General features: G+C 49.7%; 23 protein-coding genes. 17 read left to right on the top strand and 6 right to left on the bottom strand.

Annotated elements, in window-relative coordinates; genetic code table 11:
• Positions 1-53 precede the first annotated feature (53 nt).
• From ribA to LPA26_RS07210, 3 genes are read right to left on the bottom strand one after another with little or no spacing between them, the layout of a single operon-like run.
• The gene (ribA, locus tag LPA26_RS07220) at positions 54-701 is read right to left on the bottom strand and encodes a GTP cyclohydrolase II (protein ID WP_229007840.1); all 648 of its coding nucleotides are present in this window, start codon (positions 699-701) and stop codon (positions 54-56) included.
• On the bottom strand, positions 688-1800 hold the full coding sequence (locus tag LPA26_RS07215; RefSeq protein ID WP_229007839.1) for a sigma-54-dependent Fis family transcriptional regulator: 1113 nt from the start codon (positions 1798-1800) through the stop codon (positions 688-690). Before LPA26_RS07215 ends, ribA begins: the two co-directional genes overlap by 14 nt.
• A gap of 5 nt (positions 1801-1805) precedes the next feature.
• Positions 1806-3014 carry an acyl-CoA dehydrogenase family protein gene (locus tag LPA26_RS07210; protein ID WP_229007838.1) on the bottom strand — a complete coding sequence of 403 codons (1209 nt, stop codon included), beginning with the start codon at positions 3012-3014 and terminating at the stop codon, positions 1806-1808.
• Between the two features lie 381 nt (positions 3015-3395).
• Between LPA26_RS07210 and ssuD the strand changes: the two genes are divergently transcribed.
• The 8 genes from ssuD to LPA26_RS07170 all read left to right on the top strand — a co-directional run bounded on the left by ssuD (position 3396) and on the right by LPA26_RS07170 (position 9901).
• Complete coding sequence (ssuD, locus tag LPA26_RS07205; protein ID WP_229007837.1) at positions 3396-4529, top strand: FMNH2-dependent alkanesulfonate monooxygenase; 1134 nt, start codon at positions 3396-3398, stop codon at positions 4527-4529.
• A gap of 9 nt (positions 4530-4538) precedes the next feature.
• On the top strand, positions 4539-5804 hold the full coding sequence (locus tag LPA26_RS07200) for an acyl-CoA dehydrogenase family protein (protein ID WP_229007836.1): 1266 nt from the start codon (positions 4539-4541) through the stop codon (positions 5802-5804).
• Positions 5805-5825: 21 nt separating this feature from the next.
• Positions 5826-6686 (top strand): amidohydrolase family protein, encoded by an 861-nt coding sequence (locus LPA26_RS07195; protein WP_229007835.1) that lies wholly within the window; start codon positions 5826-5828, stop codon positions 6684-6686.
• A 13-nt stretch (positions 6687-6699) separates the two neighbouring features.
• Positions 6700-7410 carry a 3,4-dihydroxy-2-butanone-4-phosphate synthase gene (ribB, locus tag LPA26_RS07190; RefSeq protein ID WP_229007834.1) on the top strand — a complete coding sequence of 237 codons (711 nt, stop codon included), beginning with the start codon at positions 6700-6702 and terminating at the stop codon, positions 7408-7410.
• A gap of 246 nt (positions 7411-7656) precedes the next feature.
• Positions 7657-8115 carry a hypothetical protein gene (locus tag LPA26_RS07185; protein ID WP_229007833.1) on the top strand — a complete coding sequence of 153 codons (459 nt, stop codon included), beginning with the start codon at positions 7657-7659 and terminating at the stop codon, positions 8113-8115.
• A gap of 12 nt (positions 8116-8127) precedes the next feature.
• Complete coding sequence (locus tag LPA26_RS07180) at positions 8128-8418, top strand: hypothetical protein (protein ID WP_229007832.1); 291 nt, start codon at positions 8128-8130, stop codon at positions 8416-8418.
• A 78-nt stretch (positions 8419-8496) separates the two neighbouring features.
• Positions 8497-9063, top strand: a complete 567-nt coding sequence (locus LPA26_RS07175; RefSeq protein ID WP_229007831.1) for a hypothetical protein — start codon at positions 8497-8499, stop codon at positions 9061-9063.
• Between the two features lie 55 nt (positions 9064-9118).
• Positions 9119-9901, top strand: coding sequence for a hypothetical protein (locus LPA26_RS07170; protein WP_229007830.1), 783 nt, complete (start codon positions 9119-9121; stop codon positions 9899-9901).
• Between the two features lie 178 nt (positions 9902-10079).
• Here the strand turns inward: LPA26_RS07170 and LPA26_RS07165 are convergent, their stop codons facing one another.
• Positions 10080-11333: an SfnB family sulfur acquisition oxidoreductase gene (locus LPA26_RS07165; protein WP_229007829.1), complete on the bottom strand. Its 1254-nt coding sequence runs from the start codon at positions 11331-11333 to the stop codon at positions 10080-10082.
• 453 nt (positions 11334-11786) lie between these two features.
• On the opposite strand from LPA26_RS07165, the gene msuE reads away from it, so the two are divergent.
• The 8 genes from msuE to LPA26_RS07125 all read left to right on the top strand — a co-directional run bounded on the left by msuE (position 11787) and on the right by LPA26_RS07125 (position 20005).
• Entirely contained in the window at positions 11787-12359 is a 573-nt protein-coding gene (gene msuE / locus LPA26_RS07160; RefSeq protein WP_229007828.1) for an FMN reductase, read from the top strand.
• Between the two features lie 59 nt (positions 12360-12418).
• On the top strand, positions 12419-13507 hold the full coding sequence (sfnG, locus tag LPA26_RS07155; protein WP_229007827.1) for a dimethylsulfone monooxygenase SfnG: 1089 nt from the start codon (positions 12419-12421) through the stop codon (positions 13505-13507).
• Between the two features lie 24 nt (positions 13508-13531).
• Positions 13532-14695 (top strand): AMP-binding protein, encoded by a 1164-nt coding sequence (locus LPA26_RS07150; RefSeq protein WP_229007826.1) that lies wholly within the window; start codon positions 13532-13534, stop codon positions 14693-14695.
• A 13-nt stretch (positions 14696-14708) separates the two neighbouring features.
• Positions 14709-15485, top strand: coding sequence for an ABC transporter ATP-binding protein (locus LPA26_RS07145; protein ID WP_229007825.1), 777 nt, complete (start codon positions 14709-14711; stop codon positions 15483-15485).
• Between the two features lie 33 nt (positions 15486-15518).
• Positions 15519-16400, top strand: a complete 882-nt coding sequence (locus LPA26_RS07140; RefSeq protein ID WP_055826566.1) for a branched-chain amino acid ABC transporter permease — start codon at positions 15519-15521, stop codon at positions 16398-16400.
• A gap of 11 nt (positions 16401-16411) precedes the next feature.
• Entirely contained in the window at positions 16412-17479 is a 1068-nt protein-coding gene (locus LPA26_RS07135; protein WP_229007824.1) for a branched-chain amino acid ABC transporter permease, read from the top strand.
• A gap of 128 nt (positions 17480-17607) precedes the next feature.
• The gene (locus LPA26_RS07130) at positions 17608-18954 is read left to right on the top strand and encodes an ABC transporter substrate-binding protein (protein WP_229007823.1); all 1347 of its coding nucleotides are present in this window, start codon (positions 17608-17610) and stop codon (positions 18952-18954) included.
• A 277-nt stretch (positions 18955-19231) separates the two neighbouring features.
• On the top strand, positions 19232-20005 hold the full coding sequence (locus LPA26_RS07125; RefSeq protein ID WP_055826558.1) for an ABC transporter ATP-binding protein: 774 nt from the start codon (positions 19232-19234) through the stop codon (positions 20003-20005).
• A gap of 1288 nt (positions 20006-21293) precedes the next feature.
• Here the strand turns inward: LPA26_RS07125 and LPA26_RS07120 are convergent.
• Both LPA26_RS07120 and LPA26_RS07115 read right to left on the bottom strand, forming a co-directional pair.
• A complete protein-coding gene (locus LPA26_RS07120) occupies positions 21294-22391 on the bottom strand; it encodes a porin (RefSeq protein ID WP_229007822.1) in 1098 nt (365 codons plus the stop codon).
• A 304-nt stretch (positions 22392-22695) separates the two neighbouring features.
• Positions 22696-23829 carry an MFS transporter gene (locus LPA26_RS07115; protein ID WP_255659053.1) on the bottom strand — a complete coding sequence of 378 codons (1134 nt, stop codon included), beginning with the start codon at positions 23827-23829 and terminating at the stop codon, positions 22696-22698.
• Positions 23830-23972: 143 nt separating this feature from the next.
• On the opposite strand from LPA26_RS07115, the gene LPA26_RS07110 reads away from it, so the two are divergent.
• Positions 23973-24626: a nucleoside-diphosphate sugar epimerase gene (locus tag LPA26_RS07110; protein WP_229007820.1), complete on the top strand. Its 654-nt coding sequence runs from the start codon at positions 23973-23975 to the stop codon at positions 24624-24626.
• Positions 24627-24645: the final 19 nt, after the last annotated feature.

Here is a 24645-nt window from a genome sequence, read left to right as displayed (position 1 = left end):
GCATGGTTACGCTTCTGGAATCATGTCGTTGCAGACTGCATTAATCAATCAAGTTATAGAGTTTGATTGTTTTGTATGGATAGCACATGTCCCAATTTTAATTTTTTAGCATACAAATAGGATTGATTCGAGGCGTTCATTTCTGTCTGCAAAGGTCGGATTTTATCAATCACGATTTTATGGGAAAGTAACGATGAGACCTTTCCCGGATTATTAGTGAGCAGGGTGATGGAAGCGATACTGAGTTTTTTTAAAATGACAGCAGCGGCTTCATATTGTCTGCTATCCACCGGCAGGTTCAATTTCAGATTGGCATCCACCGTATCCAGCCCGCCGTCTTGCAGACCATAAGCCAGTATCTTGTTGGTTATACCTATGCCTCTGCCTTCCTGGCCGCGCAAGTAGATGATGACGCCTTTTTCTTCTTGCTGGATTAGTGTCTGCGCAAGTTTGAACTGGTCCCCGCAATCGCAGCGTTGCGATGAAAACACGTCACCCGTCAGGCATTCTGAATGCACGCGGGTTAAGACGTTGTTTTTGCCTGCAATATCACCTAGCACCAATGCGATATGTTCAATATGGGTTTGCGCGTCTTCAAACACATGCAACAGGTATTCGCCGTATTGCGTGGTTAACTTTGAAGTGGCTTTCAGTGTGATGCGCTCGGCCTCTAATGCTGGCTGCAAATCATCTAAGCGCATTAATCGCTCCCATTTTGATCAGCTTGGCCCTTACTACATTTCTGCTGACGCCGAGTAATTTGGCGGTTTGCACCTGGTTCTGGTGGCAATGGTCATAGGCGGCTTTGACAAACGCGTCTTCAAAATAGGTATATAAATCCTCTTTGCCTGACTCAAATAACTGGTCGAAGGCCTCTTTCAGAACATCTGCTTCAGCCTGATGTTGCACTTGCTGTTCGGATTTCTGGCGGTGCAATTGGATGGAAGATAGGTGCAGATCTTCGCTACGTACCAGATTGTTCTTGCAGATCAGCAGCGAGTGGTGGATGACATTTTCCAGTTCACGGATGTTGCCTGGCCAGCTGTGCTGTAGCAGTTTCTGCCTGGCGGAGTCATCCAGGCGGATTTCTGAATAACCCAGGCGGCGTGTGTATTCACCGACGAAGTACTCAGCCAGCGGCAGTATATCGCCGGGGCGGTTTCTTAAGGTTGGTAATTCCAGGTGAGCGACGCGTAAGCGATAGAATAAATCTTCACGGAAATTACCTGCCTGTACTGCTTCCTCCAGCCGAACATTAGTAGCCGCCACCAGACGCACATCAATCGGTGTGGATTTTCTGGCGCCAAGGCGGACGACTTCGCGCTCTTGCAACACACGCAGCAATTTGACCTGGATGTTGAGCGGTAAATCGCCAATTTCATCGAGGAACAGTGTCCCGCCATTAGCCGCTTCAAACCAGCCTGCTTTGGCGACAAAGGCGCCGGTAAACGCACCTTTCTCATGGCCGAATAGTTCGCTTTCAACCAGGGTTTCAGAAAACGCGCCGCAATTTACAGCGACAAACGGCTTTCCTTTACGGTTGCTGAGCTCGTGCACATGTCTGGCGATCAGTTCCTTGCCGGTACCCGTTTCCCCTATGATCAGCACATTTGCATCACTGGGCGCGATCTGGTTGATGCGGCTCAGCAGTGCAATAGATTTGGGGTCTTCAAACACCTGCGCCGTGGCACGGATAGAGGTCGTCAGCGAACGCGAATTTGGCAGCGTCAGCAGCTTTTTTTCGTTCTCGCGGGTGGTCACATCATTCGCGTAATCCAGTTGCTCGATAAATTTGTCCATAATTTTCATGAGTAAAATGTAGGGTTAGGGAAGCTGCCATTCAGCGCCCATTCACCCAGCTCCTTGATTTTGTAATCTATGGGGTCATGCAGGGTATGTGTTCTCAGGTTACGCCAATGCCGATCCAGTCTCAAGCCTGCATGTGTTGCCCTTGAACCCGCGACTTCGAACATGCGGCTGGTAATATCCAGGCCGGTGCGGGTAGCCAGCACTTTGGCGGCACTGATGCTGGTCGCTACCAGGCCACGCTCTCCTTCAGTTAATGCCAATTCTTTTGCCCAGGCGTTATCCAGCTTTTCTGCCGCCAGGTTGGTCAGCGCACGTGTGGCCTCCAGGCTTACCCAAAACTCGCCATAATGGCTGAGGATATAAGGATCTTCACTAGTCAAAGCCACGTTAGAATTCTTCCATGGCCTGGCTTCGTGCAAGGTGTAGTTTTGCGCATCATTAAAAGCGCCTTCTGCAATGCCCAGGTAAATATTGGTCAGGATCAATTGCGCAATCAGCGGCCTTAAACATGCAAAAGGGTTGCTGAGTGGCCCCGGCTCGGTCAGCAGTTCGTTTTCTTCAACACGTACTTTCTCGAAATTCACGGTCCCGCTATCAGTTTGGCGCTGGCCGATATTGTCCCAGTCATCCATGATGGTAATACCCGTCCGCAACGTGGGAATAGCTGCAATCACCAATTCGCCATCAGTTTTCTTGATAGCCGATGCAATCAGCATTTCCGAATCCAGCGCGCCGGAACAAAAACTTTTTTTGCCGGAAAACTCATGCCAGTGCGCGTACGATTTGGAAATCGTCCTGTCATCTAAAGGGTTAAGTGCATTGCCCCAGAACCAGTCCAGTTGTGCAGTTTGCTCAAACCAGCGTTCCCATTGATCAGGCCGCGAAAACAGGCGCACAGTTGCCAGCATCAGGTGTTGAAAGCCATATACATGCGCAATCGAACTATCCACCTTGGCAAACTCACGTACTACCAGCAAGGTTTCCTGCCAGTTGGCACCATAGCCACCATATTGCTGCGGAATGATTAACGACAGCAGGCCGCTGTTGCGCAACGCATCACGTTCAAATTTTGGTGTGCCACCGCGATGATCACGCTCAACTGCGGTCAGTGCAAATGAATCAGCCAATAGTCTAGCTACCGCCAAAGGTTCCAACCCATCACTCAGGTGCACTGTGGGTATGAGGGCAAATTGATTTATATTCAAAAGTTATATCCAGCTTATTGCTTATGCTGGAATATTCAGCAGGATTTGTGCCAACTCAATTGAGTGCTGATTTTCAGCATGCCTCAGCTTTAATAGTGTCTTGATATTGGCAATAAGTATATATAAAACAATAGCTTATTTATTTATAGAGAGGTTGCGGTTGTGGCAATCAAATAACTCTGTTTTTTCTTATTAAAACCAAATCTGCTGCTGTATCAGCAACTATGCTGCTGATACAGCAGCACCCCGGTTAATTGTGCTGCTTATCCAGCAACATTGAATTTCTATCATTTAAGTGACTGAATTGATTGATTTTTATTTATGGCATGCTCTTTGCAGTTGTTCACTCAATCTGTAGCACGAGTGAAGGAAAGCACTATTATGGAAATTTTCTGGTTTTTACCCACACATGGGGACCAGCGTTATCTAGGCACCAGTAAGGGTGCCAGGCCGGCAACATTCTCTTATCTAAAACAAATTGCACAGGCAGCCGACAGGCTTGGGTTTGGTGGGGTGTTGGTTCCGTCCGGCCGTTCCTGCGAAGACGCCTGGGTGATTTCTTCTGCCCTGATCAATGAAACCAAACAACTCAAATTTTTAGTCGCCACGCGTCCTGGATTTATCTCTCCAGTGGTGTCCGCCAGGATGGCCTCCACGCTGGACCGCATTTCCGGTGGCCGTTTGCTGATCAATGTGGTGGCTGGTGGCGACCCGGCAGAGCAGCAGGCGGAAGGCAGCTTTCTCGCCCATGACGAGCGCTATGCAGAAGCGGAAGAATTTTTATCTATCTGGCGTGCAGTACTGGCAGAAGAAGTGGTTGATTTTGAAGGCGATTACTTGCGCGTGAAAGGTGCCAGCCTGCCCACCGGCAGCCTGCAAAAGCCTTATCCGCCATTGTTTATCGGTGGTGCTTCTGAAGCAGCCATTGCACTGAGCAGCAAGCATGTGGATGTGCATTTGACCTGGGGCGAGCCACTGGCAGCGGTAGCGGAAAAAATCCGCGTGATTCGCGAGGCGGCGGCACAGCAGGGGCGCAGTATTCGTTTCGGTATCCGCCTGCATGTGATTGTGCGCGAAACCAGTGAGCAAGCCTGGGCCGCCGCCGAAGATTTAATATCGCACGTCACCGATGAAACGATTGCTGCTGCACAGGCAGCAGTTGCGAATTTTGATTCAGTCGCGCAAAAGAAAATGACCGAATTACACCAGGGGCGGCGTGACAAGCTGGAAGTCTCGCCCAATTTGTGGGCAGGGGTAGGTTTGGTGCGCGGCGGCGCAGGCACAGCGCTGGTGGGTAACCCACAGGAAGTGGCTGACAGGATCAAAGAGTATCAATCGCTTGGGATTGATTACTTTATCTTCTCCGGCTATCCGCATCTGGAAGAGTCTTACCGCGTCGCCGAGTTGTTGTTCCCGCTATTGCCGGTGCAGCCCAGGGTAGAAGCCGAGGTGAGTATCAACACCAACATGACCGGGCCCTTTGGCGCGGCCAGACCGGTTAAACATGCGGCGTAGGGGACAGTAATGACACTTGCAGTTAACGCCCGCCAGAAAGATGAAACCAAAGAAAAAGTATTGAATGACGGTACATTAAAGAAGGACACATTTAATCAGCATGGCATTGCGTTTAGCGGCAACCCGCAGCAGGTTACGCAGCAACTGGTTGCCTATTTAGCCAAAACAGCGGTAGAGCGCGATGCGGCAGGCGGCACGCCTTACGAGCAAAGGCAGGCGGTTCGCGATAGCGGGTTATTGAAGTTACTCATCCCGCAAACCTATGGCGGCCTGGGTGGCAACTGGCAGGAAATCTATACCATCATCCGCCAGATCGCCCGCGTTGATAGTTCCATCGCCCAGGTATTTGCCTTCCAGTTCCTGATGCTGACTTCTATCCGCCTGTACGCCAATGACACGCAATGGCAGCACTATTACCGGTTAACCGCCAGCCATAATTTGTGGTGGGGCAACGCGCTCAACCCGCTGGATAACCGCACCATTGCACGCAAGATTTCCGGTGGTTATGAATTCACCGGCCAGAAAAGTTTTTGCTCAGGCTCTATGGATTCGGATTACATGATTGTCTCCGCCATTGAGGAAAATACCGGCAAGTTCCTGGTCGCGGCGGTACCTACCCAGCGCAAGGGCATACACCTGAAAGGCGATTGGGACAATATCGGCCAGCGCCAGACCGACAGCGGAAGTGCAGAGTTTGAGCAGCTATTGGTTGAAGATGGCGAATTACTGATTGATCCGGGTCCGCTGAGTTCTTCTTTTGCCAGCCTGCGCTCGCTGGTCGCGCAATTGATATTCACCAATATCTACATTGGCATTGCCGAAGGCGCGTTGGAAGAAGGCGTCAAATACACCAGCAGCAACAGCCGCGTCTGGTCTGGCTCGCTGGCGCAAACCATACATCAGGACCCGTTTACGCTGCTGCATTACGGCGAATTCTGGGCCGGTCTGCATGCCTCGGCCATCCTTGCTGACCACGCAGCCACTTTGCTTGATCAAGCCTGGGAAAAAGACCTGTCCCTGGACGAAAAAACCAGGGGTGAACTGGCGCTGGCGGTATTTTCCGCCAAGGTGAATGCGACAAAATCCGGCCTGGATGTGACGACGCGCATATTCGAGGTTGCAGGTGCCAGGGCCACCACCGCCAAACTGCGCATGGACAGGTACTGGCGCAACTTGCGGGTATACACCTTGCACGACCCGGTGGATTACAAACTGAAAGACCTGGGGGATTGGGCACTGAACGGCAATTATCCAACCCCAAGTTTCTACGCTTAAACTCTTGATTGAATTGATTTCATGAAACAAAAAATAATTGATATGCGCAACCGTCCTGCATTTTTGCATGACTTTTTTGGCGCAACTCCCAACACGCCTTCATACGAAACCGCAAAATGGCTTAACCAGCGGGTAGGCTCGCTGGAGCCTGAACATTTCCGGCGCTCTTACACGGTTGAAGGGTACCTGCAGGAAATTGATGAGGCTGGGATTGATTACGCTGTGGTAGTCGGCCGCGAAACACCTGATCTGACGATAGATGATAACCAGGTTGCACAACTGGTCAGGCAAAGCCCGAAACTGGTAGGGCTTGGGTCGGTAGATATTGAAACCCGCGGGGTAGAGAGTGCATTGGCGGCGATTGATCAGGCTATCCATCAACACCAGTTCAAAGCCATCAACATCGAACCCGGTTTCGGCAAGCCAGCGCGCTTTGCAGATGATCCCATCTTTGATCCAGTCTATAAGGCGTGTCAGCGCCACAAAGTGCCGGTGTGCGTGATGTCCGGACCAACCACGCCAGACCTGGATTATGCGCACCCGAATGCCGTCGCGCGGCTAGCCAGGAAATACCCGGATTTAAATATCATTTGCTTTCACGGCTATTACCCGTTTGTGAACGAAATCGTTGGTGCGGCTTTCCGCTACCCCAACTTATACCTGGTACCCGATATGTATATCTTCCAGCCGGGTGCCGAGCTATATGTGCAGGCAGCAAACAAGTTTCTGGGTGACCAGCTGTTGTTTGGAACCTCGTATCCTTTCCGGCCTATGCAGCAAACCATAGATGATTTCATCCAACTGGGTTTCAAAGACGAAGTATTGGAAAAAGTGTTTTACCGCAACGCAGCCAGAGTATTGAACCTGGGCGAAAAAGAATAAGGAAGTGTTTTAAATGCAAAATAATCTGGAAAAATTTGATGCTGTCAGCGAGGCAATTGAGGCCATTGCTAATGGAGAATTCGTGATTGTGGTCGACGATACTGACCGTGAGAATGAAGGAGACTTGATCATCGCCGCTGAAAAAATCACCACTGAACAGATGTCCTTCCTGGTCAGGCACACCAGCGGCATTGTCTGCGTCGCCATGGGTGAAGAGCGTCTGCGTGAGCTGCAACTCCCACAAATGGTGACGCAAAACAGCGACCCCTTTCGTACTGCATTTACAATCAGTGTGGATTACAAACATGGCACGACGAGCGGCATATCGGCAGCAGAGCGCGCATTAACCTTGCGCAAACTGGCTGACCCCAGCACACGCGCCAGTGACTTTCTGCGTCCCGGCCATATATTCCCCCTCCGTGCCAGGTTAGGAGGTGTTTTGGAACGCCCCGGCCACACTGAAGCCGCTTATGATCTGGCGGCAATGGCAGGCCTCAGTCCGGCGGGTGTGCTATGCGAGATTGTCAATGAAGATGGCAGCATGGCAAGACGCCCTGACTCGTTGCGGTTTGCCAGACAGTACGGCTTGAAAGCCATTACCATTGCAGACCTCAAAGCCTATCGTGCAAAAAATCTTCCTTTTGATTTCAGAGAGTATGGCGCAACTAGTACTGCACAAAACGCGGCAAGCTTGCTTGATGCTGCGATGAACCATCTTGATTAATATCACCTTTTAATACTCACAAGCCTTCCTGGAGAAGGCTTTTTTTATTGATGATGGTGTCATCATTGCGGTGTTGGTGACACACTAAGTATGATTAATTGATTTAGGATGCCCTAAAAATAAGCAAGTGATTGGTTAGGCACAATAAAGTGATATATTCGTTAAACAAAAAAGCATCTATGACGGAAAGTTTTGCGTCATTTAGGATGACTACTTTACGTTAAAGCCAACAACAGGAGTACCTTAATGCCTGATCTCGCAACAATTGGCGCAGCACTGAGCAGTTTAAAGACAGCAACGGATATTGTTAAGTTTTTGCGTGAAAGTGATTTATCGCTTGAGCGAGCAGAGCTGAAACTTAAGCTTGCTGACCTTTTGAGTTCACTTGCAGATGCGAAAATTGAACTGATCGAAGTACAGGATACTTTGGCAGAAAAGGACAAGAAAATTGCCGAGCTTGAAGATGCCTTTCACAAGAAGGATTCTCTTGTCCGACAATATGATGCGTATTACACAACCGATGAAAATGGTGTACCTACCGGAGTGCCTTATTGCTTACGTTGCTGGGAAAACGATCATAAACAAAAGCAACTTGTGCACGACTCGAAGGAGTTTAGAATTCGAGTATGCACCTCATGCGGTCATAAATATGAAGGGCGCCTCGCTGGAAACATTCAGCCCCCGAAAGCAGAACAACCTGCATAGGTAGAACAAATAATGAATTCAATATTGTTGCAGGCGATACAGCAAGCCAAAGTTCTTGAACTTCGTTATCACGGCTATTCGCGGTTTGTTGAACCTCACGCTTATGGTCGCGACAAAGACGGCGATGAAATTCTTCGCTGTTATCAAACGGCTGGTGGAAGCGAAAGTGGAGAAATTGTAGGCTGGAAATTTCTTAAAGTTCGAGAAGCATTTTCTTTCTACTTGACCGAAACCGTCTTCTCCGTCCGGCCAGAATACAAGCGTAATGACAAGGCTATGAGTTATGTTTTTGCGCAACTCTGAGATAGACTCTAACCAGACATTAAACCCATACTCCGCAAAAGTGCGGAGCCGGTTAATTTCAACATAGGCCCTAACTTCATGGCCGCTGACTTTTTCTTCATTAATCCGACCTTTACAATTCAATCGTTGAAGCCGGTCGCAGTTTTCAAATGGCAACGACTTGGCAATCCAGAGGTTCAATATGCTATCGCAGCAGAAGAGCAGTATTTGAACTTTCATTTGTTTATGCTTAACAATATTCGCCATACTCAAGCTAGTCAGATTTCTCAACCGCCCTACGTTTACGAGTTGGGCCTGTCTGTTAGAGCTGGTGCGGTTAAAGCAGCAGTACTTATTGCTGCGTCTATTGTTGAAGCTGCCCTCAGAGCGCTTGCTGAAGCGCGAGGCTACCCTCTCAATGAAAACCCTCTCCGTAGAACTTTTGGCAATGTTATTCGTGCCTGGGAGGTAAATAAAGCTCCTCGAAACGAAGTTGCCGCTATATGGGCAAATGTGAAAGCAATGCATGAAGTACGCAACTTTGTTCACCTTCATAAAGCAGCGCATGACTTAGAGGCTGAGTGGGGGAAGGTACTTCAAAGCGAAGAGGCGCTCTTACAAGGAGCACTAAATGCAATTGAGCATGTGGCCCATATTGGTGTCTAACCTATCTTACATTCGGAACGCCTAACAGCGTCCCTTAATTCAAAAGTTAGAGCGCATGAACATTACAACTCTCCGAAAAAAAGCACGCAATGGCTCCCTTGAGGTTGAGCATATATTACAGGCCGCTGTTGAGAACCAGCCAGGTCTGGCTCAGGAACTTGCACGATTAGCTCCTGCGCATAATTGGGTTACACAACAACCAGATGGTACAAGAGTTGACCACTTCGCTAAATGGGCGGCTGTGGCGAGTACATACGCAAAGGAGCAATTTTCAGGTCTTCGCGTACTAGCGCAAGAGCAAGAAAACATATCGTACATTATTGGACTTATCGAAGAAATTCATACTAACGAGTCAATTTCATTTCTACTTGAGCTTTCTAAAAAGTACCTGTCAGATTTACCTAAGTTCGAAGTGGAAGCATTACGTGTTGCAAAAGCATTTAATTCACTGCTATCGTTTAAACAACCTGTAACAGTTACAAATTCTCAAGCAAAGGCAATCCAAGATTTCTTGTTCGCTCTTTATCCACATGCAAAAACTGAGATCAAAAGAGCAATCGTACTTTTAGCGCTTCGTGGCATTGGAGACCGTGAAGCAATCAAGTTTGTGGAGTTTGCTCTCGATTTCGATGGGTCCCTAGCTACCACGAAAGCTAATGTGCTTCGTGCAGTTCGGAAGAGATTAAAAGCAAATGCTGGTTTTAAGCATGATGAAAGTAAGTTAGGTGATGACTCCCTTGAAAATCTTCAAGTCAAACAGACCCCTAATAAAATTTCAGTTAACGAATACACTGAAGTTCTATCAGAGCGCGTTAAACCGTGGTGGCAATTTTGGTAACTTCCTCTAGCCCATCGTTCAAGCGGGAACTGCTAAAGAAGGTCCTTTAATTCAAACGCTATGCATTTAATCACTTCTTAAAGTATGAGCTTGTAGTTTATTTATCCGAGTGTATATGTAGTTATGAATAAACCCGCCAATTGGCGGGTTTATTCATACAGCTTTTTAGTATCTTTGATTAAATCCAAGGGTGACGTGGTGGCTTCACCTTGTTCAGGCTGTAATTGCCAACCGCATGGTATTTCCAGCGCACAGGGTCGTGCAGCGTATGCGTGCGGGCATTGCGCCAGTGCCTGTCCAGATTGTATTCGCCCAGGGTAGAGCGTGTGCCTGCCAGTTCGAACAGCTTGCTACCTGCCAGCAGGGCAGTTTCAGTACTCAGCACCTTGGCTTCAGCCACTGCAATCGAAGCTTCCGCTACGGTTTCTTCGTTCGGGTTGCGTTGCGCTTCATCAATATACTCGCCGGCACGGGCCAATAAAGCGTCGGTCGCATGGATACGGATTTGCAGGTCGCCGATATCCTTGATCGTGTGCGGATCTTCATAACCGTGTTCCAGCTCGGTGTCTATCCATGGACGGGTGTAATTACGCACGAAATGCAGTGTGTCCTTAAATGCCGCACGGGCGATGCCGGTATCTACCGCTGCCTGGATGATCTGTGCCACCGGGCCCATGGCGGTAGGGCGGTCAAAAGCCAGGTGATGTGGTACCACGTGTTCGCTAGGCACAAAAATATTGTCCAGAATGGTGGTGCCGCTCGCAGTAGTGCGCTGGCCGAAGCTGGACCAGTCATCAATAATAGTGAGGCCTTCAGCGCCAGCCGGGACAAACGCCACCACGGTATTGTCGTTTTCGTCTTTGGCCACCACCGGTACCCAATCCGCCAGCAATGCCCCTGAGGAATAGAATTTTTTGCCATTCAGGAAGTAGCCGCTGTTGGCGGGTGTCAGCCTGGTTTTCACATCATTGACGCTTTTGGTGCCGACTTCAGAAAAGGCATTGCCAAAGCGTACGCCTTGCAGCACCAGGTCAAAAAAGTAGCGCTTCTGGAAATCCGTGCCATCCAGGCGCAAACCTTCCACCATATACAAATGGTTTTGCGGGATCTGGCCTATGCTGGGGTCAGCTTCTGCCACTATTGCAATCACTTCTGCCAGGGTTTTATTAGAAACTCCTGCGCCGCCATATTCCTTAGGCACGGTAATGCCCCACAAGCCGCTGCTGGAGAATAAATCCAGCTCTTTGCGCGGCAAGCGTCTTTCCTTGTCGCGGATTGAAGCCTCTTTGGCGATTTCAGTGGCTACCTGATGTGCAACCGCGATGGCTTCGGCATCACTTTTAATAATATGGGCGGCATCCCTGCCGCGATGTTCGTGCGCCTGGTTCAGGCTCTCGGGCAAATGCGCAACGTTGCTTGCATGTGCAGTCATATTTGAATCCTTCTAACTAAAAATAAGGGAGATTTAAAAGCGCAGTCATTTAGTTGTTAAATAGCGCTGCGCGTCGGTGTAGCTATTGCATTTAGCATGCCAATAGATAAGTAATTGAATTTAAATGTTTTATTTAATTTCGTGATTACGTTGAGCGCTTTAGAAACAGCTTTCTGCTGAATGGGTGCTGATTAATCAGCACCTAATAGCCAGTTTTTAGCTGGTAAAGCGTGAGTCAGGTGCTGTATTTCTGTTTTAGCTGCTGCTATATCAGCAGTGCATCAGCATATATAGCTAAATTTCAACATGGTTAAATGGCGCTTAATTTTCATAAGTCATTGAAATATATGAAAAAATACTCCTGGCATGGTTGCTGCTATATCTATAGGGAGCTGGCTCACCGATATTGAACACATCAAATTGGCGCCGGCAACCAAAGTTTAGGAGCCACACATGAGTCGTCCATTAAAAGTTACTGCTGTATCAGGCAGCTATAAATTACCTTCACGCACTGCCGCCCTGGTAGAAGCCTTGACCCAGCAGCTGGGCCAGCATATCCCGATTGAACTGCATTCTATTGAGTTGAGCGAAATCGGCAGCAGCCTGGTGTCTTCATTTGACCCTAAACAGCTGCCTGCGAAAGTGCAGAAAGATATTGAAGCGATTGAAACCGCTGATCTGCTGATTGTGGCGACGCCGGTTTACCGCGCGTCTTACACTGGTTTGTTCAAACACCTGTTTGATCTGGTCAATTACGAAGCATTGATTGATGTGCCGGTATTGCTGGCAGCGACCGGCGGCAGTGAGCGCCATGCCCTGATTATCGACCATGAGCTCAGGCCGCTATTCAGCTTTTTCCAGGCATTGACCTTGCCTATTGGCGTATACGCCACCGAGGGCGACTTTGAAAACTACAAAGTGAAAAGCGAAACCGTGAAAGCGCGGATTGAGCTGGCGATAGAGCGGGCATTGCCACTATTAACACATCGTGAACTTGTGAAGGCTGCCAGCCTGCAAGCGGTTTGACGCAGGCCAGTATTTAGAGAAAACCAGTATTAGAGAAAAACAGATTTGGAGATTGGGTGATGAGTACAGAAAACATTAAATTTGCATATTGGGTACCAAACGTTAGTGGTGGCCTGGTGGTCAGTAATATCGAACAGCGCACCAGCTGGGATATCGATTACAACCGTAAACTGGCACAAATTGCCGAAAAGGCGGGTTTTGAATATGCCTTGAGCCAGATTCGCTTTACTGCCGGTTATGGTGCTGAGTTCCAGCACGAGTCAGTCTCGTTTTCACATGCTTTGCTGGCGGCGACCACCAAACTGAAAGTGATTGCAGCGATTCTGCCAGGTCCCTGGAATCCGGTATTGGCTGCCAAGCAGCTGGCAACAATTGATTTACTCACCGAAGGCCGTGTCGCAGTCAATATCGTTTCGGGCTGGTTCCGCGGCGAGTTTACTGCGATTGGTGAACATTGGCTGGACCATGATGAGCGCTATCGCCGTTCAAAAGAATTTATCGAAGCCTTAAAAGGCATATGGACCCAGGATAATTTTACCTACCGCGGTGACTTCTACCGCTTTAGCAACTACACATTAAAACCAAAACCATTGCAGCAGCCGCATCCGGAAATATTCCAGGGTGGCAGTTCGCGTGCTGCGCGTGACAATGCCGCCAGCGTGTCTGACTGGTATTTCACCAATGGCAATACCGTGGAAGGCATTAAGGCACAGGTGGATGATATCCGCGCCAAGGCTGCTGCCAATAATCACAGCGTCAAAGTCGGCGTGAATGCTTTCGTGATTGCGCGCGACACTGAAGAAGAGGCCAGAGCTGTGCTGAAAGAAATTATCGATAAGGCTAACCCGGAGGCCGTGAATGCCTTTGGTCATGAAGTGAAAAATGCTGGTGCTGCCAGCCCGGAAAAAGAAGGCAACTGGGCAAAATCGACGTTTGAAGATCTGGTGCAATACAACGATGGTTTTAAAACCAACCTGATCGGTACGCCGCAACAGATTGCTGAACGTATTGTTGAATTGAAAGCCGTTGGCGTTGACCTGATCCTGTCCGGCTTCCTGCACTTTCAGGAAGAGGTGGCTTACTTTGGTGAAAAAGTATTGCCGCTGGTGCGTGATCTGGAAGCGAAGAAACTGGCGAAGGCCGCCTGATCAACACTAACAGAGCTAAAGACGATGGCCGCTGATACATTACCCGACTGGCTCGCTGTGCAAGCTGAAAAGCGGCCTGCACAGGTCGCTATCCGCCATAAAAAACTGGGTATCTGGCATGAACAACCCTGGCACGCAGTACACAACGAAGTGCTGCTGGCAGCGCGATTTTTAAAGCAGCAAGGGTTCGGCAGCGGCGATACGCTGTTCCTGCTCAGCGAGCCAAGGCCGGAAGCCTTGTTGCTGTCTCTGGCAGCACACTGGCTGGGAGGTATCGCCGCACCATTAGACCCTGCCTATGCACAACCGCAGTTGCTGGATCTGTTGCATACCTTGCGGCCACAATTTGTATTCGCTGAAGCGCAAGCGCAAGTTGACCAGGTGTTTGACGCCAAGCCGGATGTCTCAGTGCTGATTTATGCGAATGCGCGCGGCCTGGCCGCTTACACCCATCCTGCCATTCATGCTTATACGAACATCATCTCGGTGGGTGAAGCTGTGCCTGGCACATTGGCCGCCGTAGCGACGTCGGAAAGTGTTGCTTTCCGTTTTTACCGTTTGGGCGATGCCTATCAACTGGAATACCGTGAACTCAGCCACGCCGAGTTGTTGAAAAATGGCCGTCAGCTGGTGGTTCATGAGTTACTGACTGATAAAGAAGAAGCGCTGGCAGCGCGTGCTTTTGCCGCCAGCGGCCATGCGCGCTACCTGCTTTCACCCTGGTTGCTGGCCGGTTTCAAGCTTAATTTCCCCGAGAACCTGTCCACCCGGGACACTGATCGCCGCGAACTGGGGCCGACCCTGGTCGCAGGCACAGCAGCGACCTATCAAAGGCTGTATACATTGGTTCAATCACGCTGGCCGCTTCCAGCCAGCTGGCAATTTACATTAGTTAAATGGGCGCTGCATCACTACCAGAAACGCGTGCCGCTGCTGGCGGCAATTGCAAACTGGCTGGTGATTCTGCCTTTAAAAGATGTGCTGGGTTTGCGGCATGCGCGCGTGCCACTATTGGTTGGGGAGCCTTTATCAGCCGAAGCGGAGCAATTCTTTAAATCAATCGGTATCCAGGTACGGGACTGGCCGGAAGAAGCAGACTGGCAGGCCAGTCCTTTACAAGTGATTCCACGCCCACCCAGCCACACTGAACATTACTTCGGTTTAAGAAATCTGAGAGCAGCAATATGAAAGGCGCAGCAATATGACTGATGCAACGCAGCTATTACGCCTGGATGGTATCTCCTTATCCTTTAAGGGGGTGAAAGCCATCACCAACATCAGTTTTTCAGTCAAAAAAGGCGAAATCTGCGCCCTGATCGGCCCCAATGGCGCTGGTAAAAGCTCACTGTTAAATGTGATCAATGGTGTTTATCAGGCTGATGAAGGGCAAATTGTTTACAAGGGTAATGCCAGGAAAAACATGCATCCGCAATGGGCAGCCAGGCGTGGTGTAGCGAGGACTTTCCAGAATATTGCCTTGTTCAAAGGCATGTCAGTGCTGGATAACGTGCTGACCGGCACTAACCTCAAAGTGAAAAGCAGCTGGATAGAGCAGGTGTTTAATGTCGGGCGGGCACCCGCTGACGCCCAACAGCAACGGCAAAAGGCCGAGCAGGTGATTGCTTTCCTCAAGCTGCAACCCTGGCGAAACAGCATCGTCGGCAATTTACCCTATGGTTTGCAGAAACGGGTTGAACTGGCGCGTGCACTGGCGGCAGAACCCGAGTTGCTATTGCTGGATGAGCCTATGGCCGGCATGAATGCCGAAGAGAAAGCAGAGATGAGCCGCTTTATCGTAGAGACCCGCCAGGAGTTTGGCACCACCATCGTGTTGATCGAACATGATATCGGCGTCGTGATGTCACTTTCCGACCATGTGGTGGTACTGGATTACGGCAAGAAAATTGGCGATGGCACGCCGGACGAAGTGCGGGTCAACCCCGAAGTGCTTGCCGCCTACCTGGGTACTAAACACTAAATTTGGCCCAGGCTGGCAGAGGATGACGAAACAATGAATTTTTTTCTGGAAGTGTTTACCGGCGGTTTGCTGGCCGGGGTGATGTATTCGCTGGTCGCCATTGGCTTTGTGCTGATCTACAAAGCCTCCGGCGTGTTTAATTTTGCGCAGGGCTCTATGGTGCTGTTTGCCGCATTGACCTTCGTCAGCCTGGTTGAACGCGGTATTCCGTTCTGGGGTGCATTTGCAATTACATTGATCACCATGGCGGTGCTGGCCTGGTTGATAGAAGTGCTGGTGCTGCGGCAGCTGGTGAATCGTTCGCCTATCACCCTGTTTATGGCCACGCTTGGCCTGAGCTATATCGTTGAAGGCTTGGCGCAAGCTGTATGGGGCGCACAAGTGCATGCGCTCGACATCGGTATCAATGACGAGCCTTATGAGGTATTCGGCATCCTGCTGTCACAGTTTGATTTATTTGCTGCCGGCATTGCCGGTGGTTTAGTCGCCTTGCTCGGCTTTTTGTTTAACAAAACACGCATTGGTATCTCGCTGAGAGCGGTGGCTGACGATCAGTTGGCTGCCCTGGCAGTGGGGATCAAATTGCAGCGTTTATGGCTGATTGTATGGGCGGTGGCCGGCTTTGTCGGGCTGGTCGCAGGCATCCTCTGGGGTGCGCGGGTCGGCGTGCAATTCTCTTTATCTCTGATTGTCCTGAAGGCATTGCCGGTACTGATTATTGGCGGCTTTACTTCGATAGAAGGGGCGATTGTCGGCGGGCTTATTGTCGGCGCCTCTGAAAAACTGGCGGAAGTATTTATCGGCCCGCTGATCGGTGGCGGCATCGAAAACTGGTTTCCGTATGTGCTGGCGATGCTGTTTTTGCTGGTCAGGCCATACGGGTTGTTTGGTGACAAAGCGATTGAACGCGTTTAGCAGGATGCAAGATGCTTTATAAAGAATCTGGACAGTTTGTAACCACATATCGTTTTGATAAACGATTTTTCCGGCTCAAGCAGGAGCGGTTGGCATTTGCGCTTTTGCTGGCTTTTGCGTTCCTGGTGGTGCCATCCATAGGCAATGATTACTGGTTTAGCGCGATCCTGATTCCTTTCCTGGTGCTGTCACTGGCAGGGCTGGGGCTAAATTTACTGACAGGCTATGCCGGGCAATTATCTTTGGGTTCAGCGGCGTTTATGGCGGTGGGTGCGTTTGCCACCTATAACTTCAATCTGCGTATTGAAGGGTTTCCCCTGATCATCAGTCTGATTTTAGGCGGGCTCACTGCCGGTGGCGTAGGCCTGGTTTTCGGTTTGCCCAGTTTGCGTATCAAAGGCTTTTATTTGATTGTCTCTACCCTTGCAGCCCAGTTTTTTGTGCAATGGGTGTTCACCAATTTCACCTGGTTTTCCAATAACTCTTCTTCCGGGGTGATCACAGCGCCGCCATTGCATGTGTTCGGTTCTGATTTCAATTCGCCGGTGGGACGCTACTTGCTGACCTTAACCGTGGTGGTCGCGCTTGGCTTGTTAGCCAAAACGATTGTCAGCGGTGAGCTGGGCAGGAAGTGGATGGCGGTACGGGACATGGATACTGCGGCGGCCGTGATTGGCATCTCCGTGCCCAAAACCAAATTGCTGGCTTTTGCGATCAGTTCATTCTACCTGGGCATTGCTGGCGCACTTTGGGCATTCACTTACCTGGGTACCGTCGAGCCGCACGGCTTTGACTTGACACGCTCATTCCAGATTTTGTTCATCATCATTATTGGTGGCATGGGCAGCATTTTAGGTAATTTTTTGGGTGCGGCTTTTATTGTGCTGTTCCCGATATTACTGTCGAACCTGTCATCGGGCTTGTTTGCCGGCGCGATTGACCCCGGGCAGCTGGAGAATTTTCAGAAGATGATTTTCGGCGCATTGATCATATTTTTCCTGATCAAAGAGCCCAACGGGTTAGCCAAAGTCTGGCAAACCGTCAAGCAACGGCTGCGCGTCTGGCCGCTACGTTTCTAGTTTATCCAATGCATTAAGGGAGATTTTTCATGTGTTGAATAGGCTTATTACAATTTCTTATATAACCAAAAACGATTAGTAACTGTTTTTATAGTTCAATATTTATTTTAAAACCAAGGAGTCTCAAAGTGAAATTTTTAGGCAAACATCGCTGGCTGCTGCTGGCATTAGGGTTGGGCATCGCCAGCGTCACGGCACCAGTGCAAGCGGCGGACGAACAATATTTTCCGTTACAAAGCTACCGGATCGGGCCTTATGCAGCGGGTGGTTCAGGCTTCTTTGGTGGATTTATTGATTACCTGCAATACGTCAATGCCAAAGAAGGCGGCGTCAATGGCGTGAAATTCACCTGGAGTGAGTGCGAAACCGAATACGTGGTGGAAAAAGGCGTCGAGTGCTACGAACGCCTGAAAAAAGGCCTGAACGGTGCGCCAGCAGCAGCAACCAATCCATTGTCAGTCGGTATCGCTTATGCCACGCTGGAACGCTCCACCGCTGACAAATTGCCACTGATCACCATCAACCACGGCCGCACCGATTCGACTGACGGTAGCGTGTTCCCGTATGCATTCCCGCTGCAGCTGAACCCCTACAGCGAAGTGTCTGCGATCGTGAACTATATTGCGAGCCAATCCGGTGGCCTGGATAAACTCAAAGGCAAGAAAATCGTGACGCTGTACCACGGTTCACCATATGGCAAAGAAACCAGCCCTATCCTGGAGCTGCTGGCAAAGAAATATGGCTTTGAGCTGACCCTGCTGGAGGTACCGCATCCGGGCAATGAGCAACAATCCCAATGGCTGACTATCCGCCGCATCAAGCCTGACTGGGTGATCTTGCGCGGTTGGGGCGTGATGAATCCGGTGGCGTTGAAAACAGCGCAAAAAACCGGTTTCCCGGCTAACCATATCATCGGCAATATCTGGAGTAACTCTGAAGATGATGCAGCACCAGCTGGTAATGCCGCAAAAGGGTTTATCTCGATTACTACGCATCCTTCTGGGACCAGCTTCCCGGTATTGCAAGGTATCAATCAATACGTGATCAAAGCTGGTAAAGGCAACCTGCAAGACCCGAAACGATTCGGTAATGTGTATTACAACCTGGGTGTGGTGAACGGCATTCTGAACGTTGAAGCAGTGCGTGTGGCACAGGCCAAATTCGGCAAACGCCCGTTGACCGGGGAAGAAGTGCGCTGGGGCTTTGAAAATATCAAGCTGGATGATAAACGCCTGACTGAACTGGGCGCCCTGGGCCTGGTGCAACCGCTGAAATTAAGTTGCGCTGACCATGAAGGCGGCGGTGCGGTGCGCTTCCAGCAATGGGATGGCAGCAAGTGGAACGTGATTTCAGAATGGGTACAGGCTAATCGCCAGTTGCTGCGTCCTATCATTGAAAAATCTTCCCATGAATATGCCAAGGAAAAAGGCATCACCCCGCGTGATTGCAGCAAGGAAACTGTCGCTGCCAAGTAATTCTTAACATTGTCTTGATTGGAGATGCATACCGCGGAGGCGGTATGCATGTTCAAGAAAACATGGAGTCAGTGAGCGAGCGGTACAAAGTGCAAGGCGCACGGAACGCAGGAACCAAGACAGTACAAAAGTACGGCTTGGTTACGATGCTGTAATTAGAAAAGCTTGCGCAACGCAGCAATTTGTTCGCGTAGCCACTGAATCCTTGTTTTCTTTAGTTTGATGCCTTGGGCAATGTCACAACAGTATCCATGAGATCAAATTGAGGAGCACAGATATGTCCCAGACCAGTGAAAAACTTAATCCGGCTGCCGATGCCATTTTGCAGCTGGATAATATTGAAGTGATTTATGAAAAAGTCATTTTTGCCATCAAACATATTTCGCTACAGGTAGGGCCGCAAGCGATTGTCGCCTTATTGGGCGCAAATGGGGCGGGTAAAAGCACCATACTCAAAGCCATTTCTGGCCTGATTCCCGCGCAACGTGGCGAGATCGTTCAGGGCCGGATTTTTTACCAAGGCCTGGATGTGACCCAGGCCACGCCTGCACAGCTGGTATCACAAGGCCTGGTGCAAGTGCTGGAAGGTCGACATTGTTTCGGCCATTTAACGGTAGAAGAAAACCTGCTGACCGGCGCATTTGTACGCCGCCCATCCGCCAAGGTGTTATCGCAGGAACTGGAGAAAGTGTATAACTTTTTCCCCCGGCTCAAGTTATTACGTAAAAATCACGCCGGTTATACGTCTGGTGGCGAGCAGCAGATGGTGGCGATAGGGCGTGCGTTAATGGCAAACCCCAAGCTGATCCTGCTGGATGAACCTTCCATGGGGCTGGCGCCACAGATCGTGGAAGAAATTTTCGAGATTGTGCACCAGTTGCAGCAGACGCAAGGCTTGAGTTTCCTGCTAGCTGAGCAGAATGCCACGGTGGCGTTGAGATATGCTGATTATGCCTATGTGCTGGAGAGTGGGCATATCACGCATCATGGCGATGCGCAGACAATAGCAAGCAGTCAGGCGTTGAGTGACTCGTATTTGGGTAAGCAGTGATTGGGGATGATTTATTTTTAAGAGACTTCATTTTGGAGAGGTGGCTTTCTCTGGTCTGAGGTTTCATTTAGTCAGAGCTTATTTCAGTAGCGCAATCTGACAATTGAACTAGGTCGTCATTCCGGCGAAGGGTGTAGCAGGGATTTCGCAGAGCATGCTCTGCGCCTGCGGAGCTGTTGGCTTACGCAAAAGCCAGCGCGTCATGCAATAGGACGTCATTCTGGCGGAGGCCAGAATCCAGGCAAGGCGATGATTAACTTAGTGTCAATCGAATAGCGAGTCCTGCGCTTGCTATATATCCTAAATATATATTTCTTCAGAATATTCACCGTTTTATTTCGCCCCTAGGCGAGTGTCTTTCCTTTGCTTGCCCAAAGCAAAGGCACCAAAGTAAAGGGCACCCTAGCTTCCGCTTGTTTCCTGCGTTGCTCATCAAAATAAGCGGTCGCGAAACTCGCCCTAGCGGCCTGCACAGAGCGCAAGCCACCGCGGAGCTCAAACAGTCGCTCCCTTCCTCCTTATTTTGGCTCCGCTACTCGGCGCGTCAGATAGGGGCCCATTTAAAACCACCACGATGAAGCGTTAGCGGTACGCAATGGACAGAGCGCGCTAAGTGACCTTTTTAATTTCTAAGGCTAAACTCAAAAACCAATTATGTTGTTTTGTCTTTTGGCTTTGTTTTATTTCAATCGTTGAGCGGGAATGATTTGTGGCTTGTCTAATGTAACCAAAGGCGTGTGGTTTTCCCGGGCCCCTATCTGACGTGCCGAGTAGCGCAGTCAGCGTGGGAGTTGTCGTCCAGCGTCTGTTCGAGTTCCGCAACAAGCCGCGAAGTGTGTGGCTTGTCAGGGCGAGTTTCGTTGGCCGCCCGCGCTGATGAGCAACACAGGGAAAAAGCGGAGGCTAGGGTGCCCTTTACTTTGGTGCCTTTGCTTTGGGCAAGCAAAGGAAAGACACTCGCCTAGAGGCGAAAAAGAACAGTGAATATTCTGAAGAAATACCTATTTAGGAAATACAGCAAGCGCAGAACCTGCTCTTCGATTTAATAAAGGTTAGCATCAACCTTGCCTGGATTCTGGCCTCCGCCAGAATGACGATATTTTTGCAGGGCGCCTGGCTTCCGCGGAAGTCAGCTGTTGCAGACAGCACAGCATGCTGTGCGAAATCTCTACGCTAGAATGATGAGCATGCAATATAGCGTTGACTTTATCTCGTTGTAAATAAACTTGCGTTCGCCATAAAAAAACGGCTCAGAAAGCCGTTTTTTTAAGATGTTGATGCTGGTGAGTTAGAAAAAATGCGCCACATGGAAAATGGCCTTAATGCCATCAATATCCGGCAGGTTATTGCGATTCTCCCTGAAGTAGAACACATCGATACGTTTGTTGCTGTCGCCATCAATCAGGTAACCCACGCCTACATCCACGCGCTTGCGATCCAGGCCGGTGGTATCGTTGTTAAATTCCTGGTAAATCACTTTTGGCTGGAATTTACCTATCCATACCGTATCCGCAAAGGTGTAACTACCATTCACAAAAAAGCCTTTTGCTTCCGGTAACACGGTATCGCCGGTATTGTCGTTATCATAATTGTAGTAAGACGCTTCAGCGCCCAGCACCGCGCCATTGCTCAATGGTTTTTCCAGGCGCGCATCCACGTTCCAGTATTTGGAATCGCCCTGGTTAAAAATCGTCCCGGTGCCATCTTTCTGGTAACGGTAGGAACCGCCGATGGAAAGGATAGACTTTTTACCATCATAGCTGGCCAGGTTGTAAAAGCCCGGCTCGGTATCCCAGAAGTTGTATTGCAAGCGGGTGGCATACGACAAGTTGTCAGACTGGTTTGATCCGCCCTGGCGTCCGTTGGTCGCAGACACATAGTATTTAAATGCGGCGCTTTGGTCCCAGCCAAAAAATACCGCGCCATTGTCACGACCGGCAAACTCATAAGAACCCTGTTCCGCAATCGGGAAGTCGAAGGTGGTGGAATACATTGGTGCCGAGGCGGATGCACGGCTGGCGGCCGGTAAGAAGCGGCCTGCCCAGATATTCACGTAGTTGTTGACTTCCAGGCCCAGGTGACCATCCAGCAATTCGATTTTGTCATCAGCGACATTACGCGCGAAGTTGAATTCATAGGTCACGTTTTTATGCAATTTACCATTGGTGTACAAACGCGCCTCTTCCACTTCAAAGTCTTTTGAGCGGCTTCTGCCATTCGGTGCGGCATCGCTGATCGAACTGAAGCTCACGCGTGAAGCGAGGCCGACATTAAGGAAAAGGTTTTCATCCCGTTGGATAGTCGGATCTGCATAGGCCTGGCTGCTGAGGATCATCCCGGTGAGAACCGCTAACTGTTTACGATGAATTTTTAATTTTGTTGTCATTTTAACTCTCTGCTGTTTGAAAGATTGGAATAAGACTTTCGAGCGTTTTCAGGCGCAAAACGAAGTGATACCAATCTGCTTATTGCAGAAAGTGTGCCATTATAAAAACTTAATTAAAACAATGGTTTAATGTGTTTTTTGATGAATGGGGTATGCTGGGTAATCGGCACGGTTGCTGGTGCTATGCCGTTGAGTCAGCAGGCCATGATGTGGCGGTCAAATAAGGTAAATCAGGCATTTCTAAGTTGCTGCTTTACAAGCATAAAATGGTCAGCGAAGCAGCAACACGAATTATTTTTCCGGCTTATTTTTTGGTAATCATGAATGAGAAAACCGGCACTAAACCAAGCAGCAATGCCAGCATGATAAATGCATTGGGCAGGCCGATTTGTTGCGCGACAAACCCGATCAAGGCGGGGCCGAGCAAGACGCCGGAATAGCCAACAGTGGAAATAGCCGCCACCGCCAGGCCGGTCGGCATCTGGGTTTGCGCACCTGCCAGCCTGAATAAGATAGGTGCCGTATTGGAAGCACCTGCGCCAATCAGGAGAAATCCTGTCAACATGGCGAGCGCTGAGCTTGCATGCACGGCGATAAACATCCCCAGCACGGCGACGATACCTCCCCATAATAAAACCCTGCGATCCCCTAAACGGTTACTCAGTCCATCTCCCATAAAACGCCCGCTTAGCATGGCAATGGAGAACATAATATAGGGCAGGCCGCCTTGTGCGGTGGGTACTAAACCGGCATCGGTAATCAGCAAGGCGCTCCAGTCCAGCATGGCGCCTTCGACCAGGAAGGCAATGCCGGTCAACAAAGCCAGGATCAGCACAATACCTCTGGGCAGGGAAAAAAGTTGTCCATGCTCACCTTTAGGCGTTTGCGATAGCCGAGGCCAGGTTGCCAGCATTAATACTGCTAATAAAATAGCAGAGCCCAAGGCACTGCTGAACGTGGTCATATGCAAACTCAGCATCAAGGTCATGATGGCCGAACCAGCAAAGCCGCCCACACTGAACATGGCATGAAAACCCGACATCAATGAACACTCGGAAGCTTTTTCTACCTCGACTGCATGCAGGTTCATGGATACATCCAGTGAGCCTAGCGATGCGCCAAAAAACAATAAGGTAATGGCGAGTTGCAGGGTGCTTTCAGCAACCGGGAGTAGCATGACGGTCATGGCAAGTGAGAAGCCACTCAGGATAATGATGGAGCGGCTACCAAAACGCGCACTGATGGCGCCGGTCATCACCATGGCAGAAACGGAGCCTAGGCCCAGGCATAACAATAATGTACCTAACACGCCGGGATCCAGATGCAGCTTCTCCCGCATAAAGGGAATCAAAGGTGCCCAGCATGAAAGACCAAATCCGCCCACAAAAAAAGCGAGCCTGGTGGCTAATCTCGCGGCGTTACTATTTAAAGCTGGCATTGATTTCCTGTATAAAATTATAGGTACTTCTTTTGAGTTGATATGTTTTTGGCCTACACTCGCCTTTGCGGTCACTTATCATATAGATCATTGGTGTCTGAATGATTTCAGTAAAACAGATTTACTCCAGGGAGGTATCACAAATGGCAAATCGTCGAGTTGTTCTGGCTGGCGCATCAGGGTTGGTAGGTTCCTCACTATTGGCGTATTTATTGCAGGATAGTTCCGTGGCAGAGGTGCATGTATTAGGCCGGCGTCCTTTAAATATCTCACACCCGAAGTTAACTATCCATGTAGTGGATTTTAAGTTCATTCCTGCTTTGCCTCCTCTGGATGAAATCTATCTCGCGTTAGGCACTACGATCAAACAGGCGGGCAGCCAGGAGGCATTCCGGGCGGTGGATTTTGAGGCAAATCTGGCAGTCGCGCATGCAGGATTTTCGGCAGGTGCAAAGCGTCTGGGCTTAGTCAGTGCCATGGGCGCCAACGCCAACGCTTCCATTTTTTATAATCGGGTGAAAGGCGAATTGGAAGATGCATTATCCAGCCTGGCGTTAGAAACACTCATTATCGCCCGGCCGTCATTGATCATCGGTGACAGGGAAAAGCTGAACCAGCCCAGACGGGTTGGCGAGAAAATAGGCACCTGGCTCAGCACGCTTTTGAATCCGTTACTGCCCATGAATTACAAAGCGGTTGAGGCAAAAAAAATTGCCCTGGCGTTGGTTTCTGAAGTCCCCAGCTATCAAGGAAAACGCGTGTTGCTATCGGGTGAGATTCAAGGTTTTAATACATGACCAGCGTGGATGTGCAGTT

The organism is Methylophilus sp. Leaf408 (assembly GCF_916856905.1).
Lineage (GTDB): Bacteria > Pseudomonadota > Gammaproteobacteria > Burkholderiales > Methylophilaceae > Methylophilus.
The sequence above is the reverse complement of the archived record's forward strand: the minus strand, read 5'-3'. Positions and strand labels throughout refer to the sequence as shown.